At 42.2% G+C, this 17,033-nt stretch carries 16 protein-coding genes; 6 read left to right on the forward strand and 10 right to left on the reverse strand.

Annotation, left to right across the window (positions count from 1 at the left end; all coding sequences use genetic code 11):
- Nucleotides 1-108 precede the first annotated feature (108 nt).
- Complete coding sequence (locus tag MHI53_RS21715) at nucleotides 109-333, forward strand: hypothetical protein (RefSeq protein ID WP_340372273.1); 225 nt, start codon at nucleotides 109-111, stop codon at nucleotides 331-333.
- A 52-nt stretch (nucleotides 334-385) separates the two neighbouring features.
- Here MHI53_RS21715 and MHI53_RS21720 read toward each other — a convergent pair whose 3' ends face one another.
- Nucleotides 386-1,258 (reverse strand): anti-sigma-V factor rsiV, encoded by an 873-nt coding sequence (locus MHI53_RS21720; protein WP_061142022.1) that lies wholly within the window; start codon nucleotides 1,256-1,258, stop codon nucleotides 386-388.
- Entirely contained in the window at nucleotides 1,243-1,758 is a 516-nt protein-coding gene (locus tag MHI53_RS21725) for a sigma-70 family RNA polymerase sigma factor (protein ID WP_061142023.1), read from the reverse strand. Before MHI53_RS21725 ends, MHI53_RS21720 begins: the two co-directional genes overlap by 16 nt.
- A 185-nt stretch (nucleotides 1,759-1,943) precedes the next feature.
- Here MHI53_RS21725 and MHI53_RS21730 point away from each other — a divergent pair, with 185 nt between their 5' ends.
- Entirely contained in the window at nucleotides 1,944-3,350 is a 1,407-nt protein-coding gene (locus tag MHI53_RS21730) for a polysaccharide deacetylase family protein (RefSeq protein WP_061142024.1), read from the forward strand.
- Between the two features lie 308 nt (nucleotides 3,351-3,658).
- Complete coding sequence (locus MHI53_RS21735; protein ID WP_340372274.1) at nucleotides 3,659-5,017, forward strand: IS1182 family transposase; 1,359 nt, start codon at nucleotides 3,659-3,661, stop codon at nucleotides 5,015-5,017.
- Nucleotides 5,018-5,216: 199 nt separating this feature from the next.
- Here MHI53_RS21735 and MHI53_RS21740 read toward each other — a convergent pair whose 3' ends face one another.
- Nucleotides 5,217-5,933: a YebC/PmpR family DNA-binding transcriptional regulator gene (locus MHI53_RS21740; RefSeq protein WP_340372275.1), complete on the reverse strand. Its 717-nt coding sequence runs from the start codon at nucleotides 5,931-5,933 to the stop codon at nucleotides 5,217-5,219.
- 263 nt (nucleotides 5,934-6,196) lie between these two features.
- Here MHI53_RS21740 and MHI53_RS21745 point away from each other — a divergent pair, with 263 nt between their 5' ends.
- The 3 genes from MHI53_RS21745 to MHI53_RS21755 all read left to right on the forward strand — a co-directional run bounded on the left by MHI53_RS21745 (nucleotide 6,197) and on the right by MHI53_RS21755 (nucleotide 8,945).
- Nucleotides 6,197-6,922: a DUF4261 domain-containing protein gene (locus MHI53_RS21745; RefSeq protein WP_340372276.1), complete on the forward strand. Its 726-nt coding sequence runs from the start codon at nucleotides 6,197-6,199 to the stop codon at nucleotides 6,920-6,922.
- 312 nt (nucleotides 6,923-7,234) lie between these two features.
- Nucleotides 7,235-8,683: an SLC13 family permease gene (locus MHI53_RS21750; RefSeq protein WP_340372277.1), complete on the forward strand. Its 1,449-nt coding sequence runs from the start codon at nucleotides 7,235-7,237 to the stop codon at nucleotides 8,681-8,683.
- A 37-nt stretch (nucleotides 8,684-8,720) separates the two neighbouring features.
- Entirely contained in the window at nucleotides 8,721-8,945 is a 225-nt protein-coding gene (locus MHI53_RS21755) for a hypothetical protein (RefSeq protein ID WP_340372278.1), read from the forward strand.
- Nucleotides 8,946-8,993: 48 nt separating this feature from the next.
- Here MHI53_RS21755 and MHI53_RS21760 read toward each other — a convergent pair whose 3' ends face one another.
- The 7 genes from MHI53_RS21760 to MHI53_RS21790 all read right to left on the reverse strand — a co-directional run bounded on the left by MHI53_RS21760 (nucleotide 8,994) and on the right by MHI53_RS21790 (nucleotide 16,995).
- Complete coding sequence (locus MHI53_RS21760; protein ID WP_260320177.1) at nucleotides 8,994-9,689, reverse strand: hypothetical protein; 696 nt, start codon at nucleotides 9,687-9,689, stop codon at nucleotides 8,994-8,996.
- Nucleotides 9,690-9,853: 164 nt separating this feature from the next.
- Nucleotides 9,854-11,770: a VWA domain-containing protein gene (locus tag MHI53_RS21765; protein WP_340372279.1), complete on the reverse strand. Its 1,917-nt coding sequence runs from the start codon at nucleotides 11,768-11,770 to the stop codon at nucleotides 9,854-9,856.
- A 15-nt stretch (nucleotides 11,771-11,785) separates the two neighbouring features.
- Nucleotides 11,786-12,652, reverse strand: a complete 867-nt coding sequence (locus MHI53_RS21770) for a MoxR family ATPase (protein ID WP_340372280.1) — start codon at nucleotides 12,650-12,652, stop codon at nucleotides 11,786-11,788.
- A 138-nt stretch (nucleotides 12,653-12,790) separates the two neighbouring features.
- Entirely contained in the window at nucleotides 12,791-13,306 is a 516-nt protein-coding gene (locus tag MHI53_RS21775) for a serine acetyltransferase (RefSeq protein WP_340372281.1), read from the reverse strand.
- Nucleotides 13,307-13,316: 10 nt separating this feature from the next.
- On the reverse strand, nucleotides 13,317-14,438 hold the full coding sequence (locus MHI53_RS21780) for a glycosyltransferase (protein ID WP_340372282.1): 1,122 nt from the start codon (nucleotides 14,436-14,438) through the stop codon (nucleotides 13,317-13,319).
- On the reverse strand, nucleotides 14,435-15,721 hold the full coding sequence (locus MHI53_RS21785) for a hypothetical protein (RefSeq protein ID WP_340372283.1): 1,287 nt from the start codon (nucleotides 15,719-15,721) through the stop codon (nucleotides 14,435-14,437). Before MHI53_RS21785 ends, MHI53_RS21780 begins: the two co-directional genes overlap by 4 nt.
- Nucleotides 15,718-16,995: an oligosaccharide flippase family protein gene (locus tag MHI53_RS21790; protein WP_340372284.1), complete on the reverse strand. Its 1,278-nt coding sequence runs from the start codon at nucleotides 16,993-16,995 to the stop codon at nucleotides 15,718-15,720. The genes MHI53_RS21785 and MHI53_RS21790 overlap by 4 nt, the downstream gene beginning before the upstream one ends.
- Nucleotides 16,996-17,033 lie beyond the last annotated feature (38 nt).

Below are 17,033 nucleotides of genomic sequence, written 5' to 3' on the forward strand. Positions count from 1 at the left end.
GTTATCCTGCACTCCCAAAAATGAAAGGGGCCGATCGAAAAAAATCTGAACCAAAATCGCTAGTTACCCCGTATAATGGAAATAATCAAAACATGAGGAGGCAAAAAAATGACCGGTACCATATCCGTTGTGATGATTTTTTCCATTCCCATAATCGCCATCATTACAAGCCACTTCCAAAAACAAACCGAAATGAAGCAGTCTATGCTCAAGGACCAATTGGAGCTCGAAAAACTTAAACATGAAAACTTCCTTTTGGAGACGGAAAAGATGAGACTGGAACTGGATCAGATGAACTTCGACCAAAAAAAAGACGAGCCAAGGTTACTGTAATCAGGTAACGTTGGTTCGTTTTTTTATGGGTATATTAACACTCAGCTTAAGTTTAATGAATGTATTGATCGCCGACAAGCAGCTCCGATATGACCTTGGTCGGGATGACGAACTCGACCGCCCCCATATATCCCGGGGCAACTTCGAAGCTATCGAAGGCGATGACAAGTTTGCCGTCCTTGTTTATATAGAAGCTTTGCTTTTCATCAATGCCTTTAAATTCCGGAAGATCCTCTTCTTCTTCGACCCAATATACCTTATCCGGATCGGCTGCCATTTGCTGCCTCATCTGTTCCTTGAGGTTCTCGCTGATCACCTGCAGATAGCGATCGTCTTTGAATAGGCTGTTCAATGTCAGCAGCACTTCGTTTTTCTTGTCGACTGTATCGAACTGACTTTCAGTGGAACTGGACGCAGCGGTCGTATCGGTATAACGCTGTACGGATAAGATCGTTTCATTGTCGGTCAATATTTCATACCCGCTTTCAACCGAAAGATTTCCCTTTTCGCCTTCCTTCAGTTTTGACATCGAATCGGTGAACTCCTTGTAGAGCTCCTTGCTCTCAGATAAGTATTTATCATTCAAGCTTTGTTCAAGCCTTTTATTCTCCAGACCGGAAATGGCTGGCGTCCTGATGACGGCCGAGGAATTATTGACTTCTTCCTTCCATTCGACGAATGTAATCACTTTAATGATTTTTTCCATATAAGGAATATCACTCATCGCTTTCGCCGCTGCCGGACTTATATTCACGGATGCCGTCATAATCAGAAGTGCTGCAGCCGCCGTAACCAAGATGTTCCTGCCAACCCTCGGCTTCCTCCTTGGCTTTTCATTCAGGGCAGCTTGGACGACATCTTTCAATTCCTTGGGAATCGGTATATGAAGATACTCGTCACGCAGATCCTTTAATTCTTTTTCCATCTTTTCGTTTCCCCCTGTTCAGTCATGTTGGCCCGCAATAGTTGCAGTGCTTTATACAGCCTCGTTTTGATTGTGCTCACATTCTCTTCCAGAACCTCCGCTATTTGCTCCAATTTCAGGTCTTCAAAAAAACGAAGGACGATTATCGTTCGGTATTTGAGCGAAAGACCTTCCAGCGCCTTTTGCAAATCAAGGTCAGGGTAGTGATCTTCCTCGCCGCTGCGCAAATATTCGATCGTTTCATCATCGGCGACGGTCAGCTTCTTTTTCTTCCGCAGGAGATCATATGCCGTTCTGACGATGATTTTATATAGCCAGCTATCTATGGATGCCGGGTCTTTGATTTTATTGCTGGAGGTAAGCGCCTTCCTGATCGATTCTTGAACGATATCCAGTGCATCCTCCTGATTCTTAACATAGTAAAAAGCAAGTCTGTACAAATTTTCTTGCCGTTCGGTAATCCTGGCCGCTAATAATTGATTCATATCTAGATTCTTCATTGCATGAAAGAGCTCCTTACCTTTAAATTACGTATCCTAGGTACAAAGAATAGACGCCTATGAAGTAGAAAAAGTTTGAAATTTCACAAGGAAATATTTTCATACAAATTAATGCAATTTTTTACAAACTTTTAAGGCTTTTGGCGCGTCTATATAGTAGAATGATAAACGAGGTGGAGTGCGTCATGAGGAGATTAAATTATAAAAAAGTCTTTATTTTTCTATTTTGTTTAATAGCGGTAGTCGGTACGATGGGGTTAGCCATCAAAAGCCTTGCTTTTGATAAAAAGAAAACCGTTTCGGCCTATACCAACGATAAAAATTACCCAGAAGCGGATATCCAAACGTATGTGAAGGACGATACGAAAGGCGGATATTCGGTGAGCAGGCCCGTTATACATGTAGAAAATATCGACAAGCAACTAGAAGCTTACATAAAGAACGAAATCAAGGACTATGAATTGAAATGGAAGTCCTCCGACGTAAAGGCGTCAGAGCTTAACCTCACTTATACGATCCTCCATTTCAGTAAGCAAACCTTTACCATTTCCTTCGATAAATATGAACAGGTGGAAGGTAAGAAGTATAGCGAATCGCGAATCTTCACTTATGATATCCCCTCCCAGAAGAAACTCTCCATAGAAGACATTTTTGCCAAGGATAGTGATTATTTATCCGTCTTATCCGAAATTGTTTTTGAAGAGTTGACTTCCAGGGAAAAAGAGGGAATTTCAAAGGGTCTCATTAAAAAGGAAAACCAACTGACAGCAGCCAATTTTGATTCTTTTTCAATTTTGAAAGATACGCTCGTTTTCTATGTTAAGACTGACGACTCAACCAAGGTTCATACGATTGCCATCAATAAGGATCTTTTCAAAGATAGTTTGCTAGATTCCTATCAAAGTAAAGATTTGAATGAGGATCGTGTAAAGGAATGGCAGCCTGAGCATATTGTCGCCAAGCTGCCTGTGCAAAACGAATGGATTGATCCAGCCAAGAAGGTCATTGCCTTAACGTTCGATGATGGTCCGCACCCAAGTCATACCATGTCCATCTTAAATGATTTGGACAGGTATGATGCACATGCAACCTTTTTCGTGCTCGGAAACCGTGTACAGCATTATCCACAGGTTCTGCAAAAAATGCTGGAACAAGGTAACGAAATCGGCAACCATTCATGGGATCATCCACAGCTGACACGCTTAGACAAGGGGAAGATCAAGGATCAAATCAAAAGCACCCAGGAAGCTGTTGATAAAGCCACTGGCATGGAGCCAAGCCTGATCCGCCCCCCATATGGAGCGATCAACGACAACGTACGTGATTACATGGATGATTTGAAGGTCGTACTTTGGGATGTCGATCCCGAGGATTGGAAATACCGCGATGAAAAGAAAATCGTCAACAAAGTGATGGACAAAGTCAGTGATGGCAAAATCGTATTGATGCATGATATTTACCAAACAAGCGCAGAAGCTGCCGGCAAAATCATTAAGCAGCTTCATGACAAAGACTATCAAATGGTCACTATTTCGGAGTTGGAGAAGGTACAGAAGGACCGTGAACTTTCCGGAATCGTCGTAAATGAATAAACGAAAAAAAGAGCCTGTCCTTTCGAGACAGGCTCTCAGACTGTAGACAAACTCGATGAAAATCGAGTTTGTCTATTTTTATGGCCTGTACAATTTAGACGTTGATTTCCACTCCAGGCACTCGCTTTCCGCGGGCGGTCGGGGAGCCTCCTCGGCTTTGCCTGCGGGGTCTCCCCTAGACGCGCTTTTCCCGCAGGAGTCTCGTACCTTCCGTTCCAATCAACTTTGTCTTACCATTTAGATAGAACACTTTTGACTGGAGTCATTTTTGTTTTAAAATTGAAGGATTAAAACTTGAGGTGATGAGGATGCTTTCTAAACATGATTCTATTCAGCGAGATCAACTTGAAATGATTACTTTAGATCAACTGGTGCCACCGAACCATTTGGTTCGTAAAATGGAGGCTGCCATTGACTTCACTTTCATTTATGACTTGGTGAAAGATATGTACTCAGAGGTAGGACGCCCAAGTATTGATCCAGTTATTTTAGTTAAACTGACTTTCATTCAATATACCTTCGGTATTCGTTCCATGCGTAAAACGATTGAAGAAGTTGAAACCAATATGGCTTACCGTTGGTTCTTAGGCTATGGTTTCCATGATAAAGTACCTCATTTCTCTACGTTCGGAAAAAATTATGAGCGACGCTTTAAAGATACAGACCTGTTTGAACAGATTTTCTGTCGCATTTTAATGACAGCTGCTAATAAAAAGGTAATAAGTGTAGAACACGTTTTCGTGAATTCCACACATGTGAAAGCCAGTGCGAATAAACGGAAATTTGAAAAGAAAATCGTTCGTAAAGAAACACGAGCGTATCAAGGACGTCTTCAAGAAGAAATCAATCAAGATCGTGAAAACCATGGAAAGAAGCCTTTTCCACCAGATAAATTTGATAAGGAAGAAACCAAAGCAATTAAAGAAAGTACTACGGATCCTGAGAGTGGCTACTATGTGAAAGATGAACGAACAAAACAGTTTGCCTATTCATTCCATGCGGCCGCAGACGGCAACGGTTTTGTATTGGGAACGATTGTAACACCTGGTAATACACATGACAGTCATATTTTGGAGCCACTTGTTGAGCAAGTGATTGAGAAAGTTGGAAAACCAGAAGCAGTTGCCGCAGATGCAGCTTATAAAACACCAGCGATTACAAGCTACCTATTTAACAAAGAAATCACACCTGCTTTACCCTATACACGTCCTCGTACAAAAGAAGGATTCTTTCGCAAACATGACTATGTTTACGATGAACACTTTGATTGTTACCTTTGCCCTTCGGGAGAAACTTTAAAGTACTCAACAACAAATAAAGAGGGCTATCGCGAGTACAAATCGCCCAAACAAATTTGTGCAACATGCTCATTTTTATCACGGTGTACGGAAAGCAAAGACCATCAAAAAGTAGTGACACGGCATATCTGGCAAGCATATGTGGAAGAAGCAGATCATCTGCGTCATCATCAAGAGGTAAAACCTATATATGCGAAACGCAAAGAAACGATTGAGCGTGTATTCGCAGATGCAAAAGAAAAGCATGGTATGCGTTGGACTACTTTAAGGGGACTTAAAAAATTGTCGATGCAGGCGATGCTTACTTTCGCTGCCATGAATGTAAAGAAGATGGCCACTTGGACATGGCAAGGTCCTAAAACGGCTTAACATAGCGGCTCGAAGAGCCCAAATCTCGTAACCTTTGGTTAAAATTTCAAAGGAATTTCAAAAGGGGTTCGGAATTTTTTAATTCCGAACCCCTTTTGTCTACAAACTGAGAGCCTGTCCTTTCGAGACAGGCTCTTTTGCATCCATATAAAATAAGCAGACCTTTGTTCATATGGCAAAGGTCCTCTCCGTTCTTTCATTACCCAAGGTCTACGTTATGATAAACTTGTTGAACATCTTCCAAATCTTCCAATGCATCGACCATTTTTTCGAATTGCGCTTGTGCATCTTCTGGAAGGGATAGGTCATTTTGAGCAAGCATCGTCAGCTCCGCCACTGTAAAATCCGTGATGCCGGCTTCTTTGAATGCCTGTTGCACAGCATGGAATTGTTCAGGCTCGGCATAAACGATGACCGATTCTTCTTCTTCGATGATGTCGCGTACATCAACATCCGCTTCCATCAATAATTCCAGTACATCATCGGCCGTTTTACCTTCGATCCCGATCACTGCCGTTGCATCGAACATATAAGCAACAGATCCGCTGACACCCATATTCCCGCCGTTTTTCCCGAATGCGGCACGTACATCGGATGCCGTCCGGTTCACATTATTTGTCAATGCGTCCACGATGACCATCGATCCATTCGGTCCGAACCCTTCATAACGAAGTTCATCATAGCTCTCTTCCGAACCGCCTTTTGCCTTTTCAATCGCACGGTCGATGATCGCTCTTGGGACATTGTATGTTTTGGCACGCTCAAGCACGACCCTCAATGCTTGATTCGATTCCGGATCAGGTTCGCCTTGTTTCGCCACTACATAAATTTCCCTGCCGAACTTAGCATAAATCCTGCTTGTATTAGCATCTTTTGACGCTTTTTTTTCTTTAATATTATTCCATTTACGACCCATTATATTTCACTCTCTTTCATCATTGAATAGATACGAATAGCTTATGATGATATCTGGCCTGCTGGGACATCCGCCATGAGAATCCCGATCGAGGTCGACCATACATTTACTAGATTATATTATACATCAATTGTATAAATTTGAAAAAGTCCTGATACCCCCATCAATGGGCGTAACTGGATTGGCTGATGCTTCCTTAATAAAATACTTTGGAAACTATCAAGATTGGTATAGTATGAAGTGATTGGAAAGGAGAGATATTCATGACGGAAAGCAAAATCATCATCGGGATACCCGGTAAATGGAAGAACCGGGCGGAATTGATTCAGGCGGTCGCTTCAAAAAGCGAAGGGTACCTGTTAACCGGGAATATTTTTCACAATAACGATAAAAACATTACGTTTCAGGCGGAGATCCAGGATTATGAGCCAGCTTTAAAAGAGACTTTTTCGTATGCCAGTAAAGGAAATTTCCCTGAAGGCTTACTAGCGGAAATCAATGAACACACCCTTACCGTTTATATACTAGCCGATGCATCCGATACTGATTCTGTTGCGGATTTGATTGATGCCGGAGCTGCCATCCTGAGGGCAGGCGGAATGGCCGTGAAAATTGAAACGACTGGCATTGCCCATTCGAAGGAAGATTGGCTAAAGCTTCAGCAAAGCCCTGATATTCTCTCGGTTTATGCCCATTTCGTCACGATCATAGGCGAGGAAGATTATTACTGTTCGTTCGGAATGAAATCTTTTGGACTTCCAGATGCCGTGACACTTAACACGATGAGTCCGAAAGAAGCCGCTTCCCTGCTCAACACCTTCAATTACTACCATGTCGGTGAACGGCCTGTCTTTACGAACGGTGAAACCTTCAGCATCCAGCAGGACGCACCGGACTTCACCTTAACGAGCCTTCAGGATTTCAGGTACGAGCAGGACCACCCCTTCTACAACCCATACGGATTATGGAATTTGGGCATCAGTAAATAGCTCCTATTCAACTGTGGATAAACTCGATGACACTCGAGCTTATCCACAGTTTTTTTGTTTTATACAAAGGAATGGTTGAATGAAGTTCATTTAAATTGAATCGCCTATAATCCTTTCAACAACTAGCATCATTGTTCCCCATTATTCACATCATCTAATTCACCCTCTTAATTTTAGTGACTATGAACAATGACAATCCTATAGCATTCATTTATTATGAAATAAAAAGTTACATAAGACGTTACTTAATATAACATCGCATCGGAATTCAGTAATCCGCGAGCACTCACTAAAGATAATGGGGGAATAAGAATGGCCTTAGAAAACACAAAAAAAATGGTCAGCATGGATGAAATCAATCATTCTAAAAAAAAGAAGTTTAATATGCCGCATATTTATGTCATTTTATTCGCATTTATCTCACTTGCCGCCATCGCCACTTATTTCATTCCAGCAGGGGTTTATGAGCGAATTCCAGGTCCGGAGGGCAGGCTTACGATCAACCCACATTCCTATCAAACCGTTGAACAAACACCTATTACGCCTGTTGATTTCATGACAGCTATACCAAAGGGCTTGATAGCTGCCGGAGAGGTTGTTTTTTTCACCTTCATCATCGGAGGAATTTTCTCTGTACTTCGTAAAACAGGTTTGATTGAAATGGGAGTCGATCGATTGGCCAGGCGATTTTCATCAAAAAGCATGATGCTGATCCCCATCCTCACTTTCGTATTTTCGATTATTTGCAGTTTGATCGGCACACAGGAATTATGCTTAGTGTATGTTCCCGTCATCCTCCCTCTTATGATTGCCTTAGGATTTGATTCCATGGTTGCCGTCTCAGTAGCCTTAGTAGCAACGACCGCTGGATTCATGACAGGTTTCCTTAATCCCGTCAACACCGGTTTAAGCCAGAAAATAGCAGGACTCCCCGTATATTCTGGCATCGAACTCAGGATCATCGCTTTTATCCTTTTCCTTTGCGCGGGGACGGCTTACATCATGCGCTATGCTAAAAAGGTTAAAGGCAATCCCGTGTACAGTTTTGTATGGGAAGAAGACAAGGACAAACGGAGGCAATTTCTGAATAAACCCGAATCTGAAAAATATAAGGCGAATAATAAACAGAAAATTGCTTCAATTACCTTGTTTGGCTTTTTGATTCTCCTCGTATATGGCGCTTTAGCAAAAGGTTGGTTCATGTTGGAAATGGCGGGGCTTTTCATCATAATGGGAATCGTGGTTGGTCTGATTGCCGGGTTAAACATCAACGAAATTTGTGAAGGATTTAACGAAGGATTCCGGGAAGTCTTGGTCGGCGCCATGATTGTAGGTGTGGCAAGGGCTGTCGCAGTTGTTATGGAGGACGGCCAAGTAATGGACACGATCGTTCATGGCCTCGGTAATCTTGTAGGGGACTTCCCCGCTGTATTCAGCGCCATCGGCATGTTCATTGTCCAGATGTTATTCAGCCTTTTAATCCCATCCGGAAGCGGTCAAGCTCTGGTTACCATGCCCATCATGGCACCATTGGCCGATATCATCGGCGTTACAAGACAAACAGCCGTGTTAGCCTATCAGTTGGCAGATGGAATTGGCAACATATTATATCCCACATCAGGCTATTTCATGGCGACCCTTGCCTTATCGGGAGTTGCCTGGCAAAAATGGGTTCGCTTCTACCTCCCGTTGTTTTTTATCTGGTTCCTCCTATCTGGCACTTTTTTAATCATCGCCCAAACCATTCAATGGAATGGTTAATCGTGGTCGGATGATCCACGGGGACGAATTTCGCTCGATGGTGGTCGGATTATCCACACGGACGGACGAATTTCGCTCGATGGTGGGCGGATTATCCACATGGACGGACGAATTTCGCTCGATGGTGGACGGATTATGCACGGGGACGGACGGATTTCGCTCGATGGTGGGCGGATTATCCACACGGACGGACGAATTTCGCTCGATGGTGGACGGATTATGCACGGGGACGGACGGATTTCGCTCGATGGTGGTCGGATGATCTCCGAAGACGGACTAAATCCCCTCCTGATAAGGAAGGGGATGATTTTCATTCCTCTGCACTTTTCTTCTTCATCACTTCGATTTCATTTGAAAATGTTTCTTCGATTTCTTTTTTATTTCCATATAAAAACAAATTATCGCCCATTTTAATTTTATATTCACATAGCTCTTTCCGATGTTTCACTTCTCCGCTTTCAATAAATAAAATATTGATATCGGCTTCTTGCGATAGGATATCAGCCACCTTGACGTCGATGTACTCAGACTTTTCATATATATCAATCTTCATGAGTACATCATCATCTTCCAAAAATAGGATGTCTTCTATCGGATGTTCCCATAATTCATAGTGATTGTACATTTCACTTTTCATTTTAGCCGAAAGTCGGTTATTCATGAACCTTGATTTGATAAGAACGGTCAATACAATCAATATTCCAATGATGATGCTCAATTCAGTCAAGCGCAGGTCATCACTAAGTAATGTACTGATTGATGAAATAATGACTGCAAGGGAGAAAACACCAAATAAAATTAAAAACATGCTTATTTTTCTTCGCACAGGGTGATCAATGATGGATTTTGATTCGTCCGTTGTGAACCCAGTCCCTGTCAGCATGGAAATCACTTGGAATCTGGCTACCTTTGACTTCAATCCAGTCATCTTCAACAGCGTAACCGATATTTCAATAACCAGAGCAATAATTATCATATAAAGCAGCATAAACAATACATTCGTCAAAACGATCACTTCCTCTCCTATGGTTTACCCAAACCAAGCTAAAAGCAATCCCCTTCGTTTTCGTATGTTTTCCCTCTATATATTCGCTTGTTGCCCACAACTTTCCTCGCATAAAAAAACACAGTAAAAGGCATACTGTGTTTTGATATTCGTTCAGCTTTCCATTAAATCGTCTTCAGTAATAGTTTTTTCAAAAGCGGTGTAAATTGTTCCGGCAACTCAGCTACACTCGGAACCATCAGGCGCTCCTTGCCATAGATGTTTTTCATCGTCATCTCTTCGCTTTCTTCAATCGTTCCGTCGGCTAAAAACAGGCCAATGACCTCTATTCCTTTTTTTCTGGCTTCGGATACGGCAAGATGCGTATCGACAATTCCATTTTGGTCATAATCGCTAGCTGCCGGCTCACCGTCGGAAAACACGAGCAAGAAACGGTTTTTTTCTCGTCTTTTTTCCAATTCCATTGCCGCAACCCTGATACTGTATCCGTCACGGTTGTCTTCCTCCGGTTCAAGCTGCATGATTTTTGCTCCCAAGTTCAAATGGAACGAATCGGAATGGGACTGGATCACGTGGAAGTAATTCGGCTGATAGCCCTCCCTCACCTCATTTGCGTCTTCCCAAAAACCAACGATCGAGTGGGCGATCCTTAGCTTTTTCAGCACTTCATGGAACAGGGCGACGCCCCGTTTCGTTTCATCCATTTTGTTGTGCATCGAAGCCGAGCAATCGATTAGTAGTGTAAATACGGCATCCAATTCATTGGAATCTTGGTTCTTTTTGTAGAAAACCCTTGGATTTTCATCGAGTACAAGCGGCAGCAGCTTCTGCGATAAACGACCAAAAAGCAAATCTTTTCTAGGTGCATTCTTTTTATTTTCAAGTGTCTTTTCAATCGTGCTCGAAAGTTTCCGCTTGAATGGCTCAATATCCGCGACAAACTCACGGTACCGTTTTTCTTCGGCAGGAGTGGGCACTTTTGCTTCTTTGATGACTTGGACGACGTCTTTATTGTCTTCACCAAATGGGTGTTCACCACTTTTTCCGACGTTCGTTTGCTTCTTCTCAAGCGTTTCCTGCTGATTGTATTCCTTTTGCTGACTTTCCCCTGACGAACCTTGAATCGATGCCAATGCTTGATCGGCATCTTCCGCTTCACGTGCCCCCCCGCCCATCAGGCTTGTTTTCGTACCTTGCTCCAATTCAAATTGCAGGAAGGTCGAGTTACTCTCGCCATTCTTGTTTTCCCGATGCCATGTCGAGAATTTTTCATCAATGAACTCGCTCTTCTCTTCATCCACATCTTCCGTATCATCGTTGTTCAGTTCATCATTCCTCGTCAGCTCATCAAATAAGGAGTTCGCTTTGTACTTATCGACATGGGCGATCGGGAAGATGAAATATTCATTCATCGTATCCTGATACTCATCGTTCACCCGAAAAATGATTTGCTCGCAAATTCTTGTGATATCATCCGTTTTCCTCGCTTCGAAAACGGAATGGATGTACGGTTTGATTTTCTCCAGCTCTTCCAGCTGCCGGATGTTGGCTCTCGGAAAAATCGGATCTGGCCGGTCTGATTGAAGCAGCAAATAGATGAGGCAGTATAATTCATCCAGGGCAAAGCTTCTTGTGACATTCGTCGCTAATTGACTTTCGAAATATTGTTTAAGGTATGTGCCCCTTACCGAAAACCAGCTTTTCGTGCCCGGCCTTTCTTTCTTCACCAGCTCTTCCAAGCGCATGTCTTCCAATAAAGCGAACAATTGGGCAGCAAACTTCGGAATCGAGGTTTCTGCCATCATGTCCTGATAATCCTTCATGCTTTTAATGGCTGAATAATGCAGCGTCCCTATCGTTCTTAGGAGGACGTCCGTTTTTAAGCCCGCTTCCTTCACTTCCTTATTGCCATTTTCCCAAAAATGGCTGGCTGTGACCTTATTCTCGATCAAGTCGATGAAGGAGCCATAATTGTATTCGAATTCAAGATCCGGAATACCGGATAAGACTGTCGAAAGATCCTGCAGCTGCAAAAATAGAGCCGTATCGATTATTGAATCATTGAACCGGATATACTTCATGAGGCATTCTCCTAGTTAGAATAATGTGTCCGCCAGATTCTTCACAAACTCACGCTCCCGCTCCTCGTCCAATTTATCGACGATCGAACGGAGGATCGCCCGTTTCGGCGGGATTAGAACACTCAGATCACAAGCATCAAGCAACGCCCGGATCGACGCGGCATCTTCGGCAACCTTTCCTTGATTGACAGCGTTTATCAAATCACTCGACAGCTTGACGAACAAGTCTATATTTCTTGGATCCTGCAGCTTTGTATTGGTCTCGATCAATTGCTTTAGCTGTTCCCCTTCAATGTAGGGAACCTCTATGACGACAAACCTATTTTTCAGCGCTTCATTCAGCGGAACCGTCCCTACGTATCCTTCATTGATCGCCGCAATCACATTAAAGCCATCTTTTGCGGTGATGACCTCGTTCGTGAAGGGGTTCGTTATCGTCCGCCTGTAATCGAGCACTCCATTGATCAGCGGCAGTGTTTCCGGTTTCGCCATGTTGATTTCATCTATGTATAAAAAATGCCCGTAATTCATCGAATTGATCACAGGTCCGGGAACGAATTCTATCACCTGTTTTTCCTCTTTATAGGATAATGTCTTGAAGCCCAATAAGCTTTCGGCATCCAAATCGACCGAGCAGTTGACACTGAACATCGGCTGGTTGAATAGATGTGATAATGTCTCGGCAAACTTTGTTTTCCCCGCCCCTGTCGGCCCTTTCAAGAGAATGTTCTTCCCCATGCTCAAGGCGCTGATGGCATCCACCATCAAGTCCATCTCCGGAGGCAAATAGCCGCCCGGCCGAATCAATTCCTCAAATTGAGCAGGATTTATCTTGTTTACTTCTAATATATTAGCGATTTCTTTTGGCAATTCATTGATCATTATGTTCCTACACCCCTTTTTGTACATTTTAAGGCTCTTTCCTATTAAAAACAAACACGAAGAAAAAGACCAGTCATAAAAAGCGCAAGAAAGAAAAAAACCGATTCCCCATATGCTATGGAAATCGGTTTTTTTCTTTTACTTTTCTATATTTACACTGGGTACTCCGACTGCCGTGCAATGATCGGGAACGGATTTCAAAACGACTGCATTTGCCCCCACTTTCGATTTCGTGCCAATTCGGATGCCACCCAATAATTTAGCGCCTACTCCAATATAGGCATGATTACAAACCTCAGGTGCTTGTCTGCTTTCTTTATTTTGGCCGAATGTTACTTGATGAAAGATTGTAACATGGTCGCCTATTTTAGTAAACGGATTGATGATAATACCTTTAGCTCCATGAGGCAATCGTAAATCCTTTCCAATTCGACATTGCGCAGGAAATTCACAGTTCATGAACAGTCTTATGATCAACAAATCAATCATGCGGTACAAAATCCATAATAGTTGCTTTAAGACAGGAATCTTCACTTTATAGTAAATGATATTGCCTATTCGATAAACAAACATGACCATCACTCCGTGAATTCCGCCGAGCCTCCCCCAGTTATTAAACAACCTCAATTTATTTAACCATTTAAATAACCCCATACTAAACCTCCTAGGAGCATGACTCTAATTTATCAAACAGAGTTCGTAATTTTCCTTCTTCTTTTTCCCAGTTGTATTCTTGTTTATAGGCAGTCTTGCCTCGTTCCCCCATGTGTGCTGCCATGCCAGGGGAATCCAGTAAATCAACCGCTTTTTGAACGACATCATCGATATCGGATACATCGACCGACATGCCACAGTTCCATTTTTCCAGTTCATCTTGAATCAGAAAATCAGAAACCAGGAAGGGAATGCCTGCCGCCATATATTCAAAGCATTTTGTCGTTTTACCGCCGATGAAATTCGGATTGGGAACTAAAAATGCCATTCCTACATGTGCCCTCTGAATCGCTTCAAACGCTTTATCAAAGGCCATTCCACCCTCAAGACTGACATATTCGCCCAAGTCGTTATCAAGAATGAAGGTTTTCAATTGTCCAATATACTCTTCACTGCCCGTTCCGATGATCTTCATGTGAAATGTTTTCTTTACTTCCACTAACCTTTTAGCGAGATGGAGCATCGTTTCCCCGCCACGAATAGCTGAAATGCTCCCTAGATAAATGAAAGTGAACACATCTTCTTTCGTGACATTTTCTTTCATAAAAGGGACCTTCGGGTAATTATACACATCGACCGTTGGACAAGTCAGGAATCGATAGTCATCTTTATACGTACTTTCTGCGAACACGACGCCGCTGCAGGATTTTAGCAATTTCCTTTCCAACTGCCGATACATATTCAATGCAAAACCAGGGATCTTTTTCCTCATGAGAACCTTTGGTACATTTTCATGCATGTCATATACGATGACGGGCCGATAGTGAGGAATCCATCTTATGATTTTCATTAAAATGAGCAGCTCTGGATCGTGAAACTGAATCACATCAGGTTTCTCTTTCTTAATCTTCTTATATAATGGTATCCAGTTTAACGCCCTTTTTTTCTTTGGCCGTTTAGGTAACAATTCCACCTCTATATTGGGCGGGATGTTACCCGGGATTAGATTATTTTCAACCGCTATATGCTTGACCTTGTATTTTCCTGTTCCTCCATGAGTGAATGCTTGCCGAAAATATATTCTCGTATCACTCCATGGATGAACCGAACTAATATTATAAAATAACTTCATTTGTTAACTCCTTTTTGTGTATCCGCCCCTGGCAATGCATACATGATAAGGAAGGTAAATACCATCCCGCCTGTAACAAACGTAGTGGTAAGCGAAGTATCCGCTAAACACCAGGCAGGTATGACAAACAGGATGATTCCAAACCGCCGCCACTTTACATCCTCGGTAAGACTGTCATAAATCCATAATAAAACCGACAAAATCCCTGTATACATGAACAAACCAATATAACCAAAATTAGCAAAAGCATCGGCGAACATATTCGCATTAGCGGCCATTTGCGGCCGGCCAAAGTACTCTGTACCGATAATATAGGGCGGACTCCTGTCATAGACAGGATCAATGAATCTTTCTAAAATGTTATACGATAGCAACGCTTTTGGATGGGTTGAAAAAAAGTCGATATAATAGGTTGTCAGCAAACCCGGTGTGATGATCATCCTTCTGGCGAATAAATTGGATAAATAAGCCTGATCAAGGATGAAATCCAGGAGAATGCTGATGCCCAGCAGCGAGCACAGGCTCAAGCAAAAATATATGGCGAAATTCCGCCCTTTATCATGGGACGCAATAAATACCATAATTAACAAAAACGTCGATAATAGCGTCGATTTCAACCCGTTTGTGGTGTACAAAAGGTATTGCAGGGCCAGGCCGAGAAACACATAGCTATATTTCTTCCGGCATAAACCGAAGGCCACGATAAGGGGGTTCCATACTTTTGCGAGCCACTGGATGATATATCCTCCAGCAGGCGTTAGCTTGACTCGTGAAATCATTCGTTTATCATAAATATCCTCGGCATCTATCGGAGGCTTCAGGCTGATTCCACCCGAAACCATGAAGGTATAAAGGAAAAAAATCAGCAGTGAAACAATGAAAACGACTTTTAATAGGCCCATTTTCATATGCGCGGGTGTAAACTTCAACGCCGGCAGGTGATTTACGTTTCCAATGATCAGTAAACATAGAAATAACATCGTATTCGTATAGATAAATTTAGGCTGTATATCACTAAATAAATAATTCGGAACCCAAGCTACCGGTATATACACAATGAAATATAAAATCCAAAAAACGAGTTCTGAAGGCTTTTGCAGATCATTTTTGGTGAATAGGACAGGCAATAGGATAAAAAACATTGAATAGGCTATCATCCCTGCGGTCGGAGGTCCCCGGAAAACGAAGCCCATATACCCATATTCAGGAGAAATGAAATGAACGTAGGAAATATCAAGTAACAAAACGTACAATCCCACTAAAATGATTTGGATAAGCTTCATTTTTTTGCGTTTTCCTCTCCTTCTATGGAATGTATCGCCCTATAGCCGAGGAGAGCAAGAAGGTAGTAGCTGGCCCCCATACAAATGCTAAAATAAAGTATCGCCGTTTCAGCCGATTTCCCTAAAGTGAAAAGGAACACGACTCCAATACATAATAACAACAGCCGTGAAATCTCCCATACAAGCTGAGTCTTTTGTTTATTGACTAAAAACAAGATTTGCGAAACTGGCATAATGTTCACTTGAGCTAACAACATAATTGACAACAACCTCACATATTGTCCAGAAACACGCCATTCTTCTCCAAAAACAAAACTAAAGAGACCGGGTGCCATCACTGCTAAAAGTGCCATTGAGGGCAAACCGACCATCGCCGTTTTAGTAATGATGCTCTTATACAAATGCAAAACCCTTCCTGGTTCATTTGGAATGCTTTTTGACACTTCGGCATAGAATACTGTCGAAATACTCGCTCCCAGTAAACTGATGGGTAAACCGACCGTTTTTATAGCCATGGAAAAATGGCCTGTCACGTCAGGTCCGTATAAACGCATCAATAACAAAATGATGATTTGCAGAGATAAAGAACTTAAGAGAGTTGACCATGTGGAGTATTTGGCGAATTTCTCATATTTTTTAAGCAAATAACGCATTCTTCTAAAATCCACTTTCGGCCAATGCATCTTTTCCAAGAATAATCTCCATATATACGCAAGGGAAATTCCGCGTCCAATCATATCTCCCGCGATTAAACCGATGCCTGGCGTCACATGATTAATGGAAATAAGTGAGAACTGACTGATCACATTACTAATCGATTGAAGCAGCTTAGAATGGGTTAACCCTTTAAACTTATCTTCCTTTAACAGCCAGTAAGTCATCACCTGATAGACCCCTGCAGAAAACAGCCCAAATGAAAGCAAAAGGTCATTCATGATCGAATTTTCTATACCATATAAGCGAAATAGCGATAGATCAAGGAAGCCTAAACCTAGATTGAAGATACAAACGATGGCAATCGTAAACATGCTCATGTACATTAAATGAACCGTATTCTTATGGTTTTTTTCTAAAGGAATCGCCTTCTCCAAACAAAGAGAGGCAAATGACATGAGAATGGCCAAAAGGGATGAATAGGTTGCAAACACCCCAAAATCTGCTGGTTTATATATTCTTGTTAATATGGGCGAACTTGCAACGATGATCAGCTGTGCAAGGGAATTCCCCGTTAATAATACAAGTAACTTATTCATGAATTCATTTTTAATTTTCATATTCTCATATCACGCCACATCTCTAGTTTATAGACTTG

It is taken from the genome of Peribacillus sp. FSL E2-0218, from assembly GCF_037992945.1.
GTDB lineage: Bacteria > Bacillota > Bacilli > Bacillales > DSM-1321 > Peribacillus > Peribacillus simplex_B.

What these genes read in the sequence shown, in the direction of transcription:
- MHI53_RS21790 (WP_340372284.1), bottom strand. Translation starts at nt 16,995, where the DNA reads ATGAAAATTAAAAATGAATTCATGAATAAGTTACTTGTATTATTAACG.
- MHI53_RS21785 (WP_340372283.1), bottom strand. Translation starts at nt 15,721, where the DNA reads ATGAAGCTTATCCAAATCATTTTAGTGGGATTGTACGTTTTGTTACTT.
- MHI53_RS21735 (WP_340372274.1), top strand. Translation starts at nt 3,659, where the DNA reads ATGCTTTCTAAACATGATTCTATTCAGCGAGATCAACTTGAAATGATT.
- MHI53_RS21755 (WP_340372278.1), top strand. Translation starts at nt 8,721, where the DNA reads ATGGTGGTCGGATTATCCACACGGACGGACGAATTTCGCTCGATGGTG.
- MHI53_RS21775 (WP_340372281.1), bottom strand. Translation starts at nt 13,306, where the DNA reads ATGGGGTTATTTAAATGGTTAAATAAATTGAGGTTGTTTAATAACTGG.
- MHI53_RS21745 (WP_340372276.1), top strand. Translation starts at nt 6,197, where the DNA reads ATGACGGAAAGCAAAATCATCATCGGGATACCCGGTAAATGGAAGAAC.
- MHI53_RS21715 (WP_340372273.1), top strand. Translation starts at nt 109, where the DNA reads ATGACCGGTACCATATCCGTTGTGATGATTTTTTCCATTCCCATAATC.
- MHI53_RS21765 (WP_340372279.1), bottom strand. Translation starts at nt 11,770, where the DNA reads ATGAAGTATATCCGGTTCAATGATTCAATAATCGATACGGCTCTATTT.
- MHI53_RS21725 (WP_061142023.1), bottom strand. Translation starts at nt 1,758, where the DNA reads ATGAAGAATCTAGATATGAATCAATTATTAGCGGCCAGGATTACCGAA.
- MHI53_RS21770 (WP_340372280.1), bottom strand. Translation starts at nt 12,652, where the DNA reads ATGATCAATGAATTGCCAAAAGAAATCGCTAATATATTAGAAGTAAAC.
- MHI53_RS21780 (WP_340372282.1), bottom strand. Translation starts at nt 14,438, where the DNA reads ATGAAGTTATTTTATAATATTAGTTCGGTTCATCCATGGAGTGATACG.
- MHI53_RS21750 (WP_340372277.1), top strand. Translation starts at nt 7,235, where the DNA reads ATGGCCTTAGAAAACACAAAAAAAATGGTCAGCATGGATGAAATCAAT.
- MHI53_RS21730 (WP_061142024.1), top strand. Translation starts at nt 1,944, where the DNA reads ATGAGGAGATTAAATTATAAAAAAGTCTTTATTTTTCTATTTTGTTTA.
- MHI53_RS21740 (WP_340372275.1), bottom strand. Translation starts at nt 5,933, where the DNA reads ATGGGTCGTAAATGGAATAATATTAAAGAAAAAAAAGCGTCAAAAGAT.
- MHI53_RS21720 (WP_061142022.1), bottom strand. Translation starts at nt 1,258, where the DNA reads ATGGAAAAAGAATTAAAGGATCTGCGTGACGAGTATCTTCATATACCG.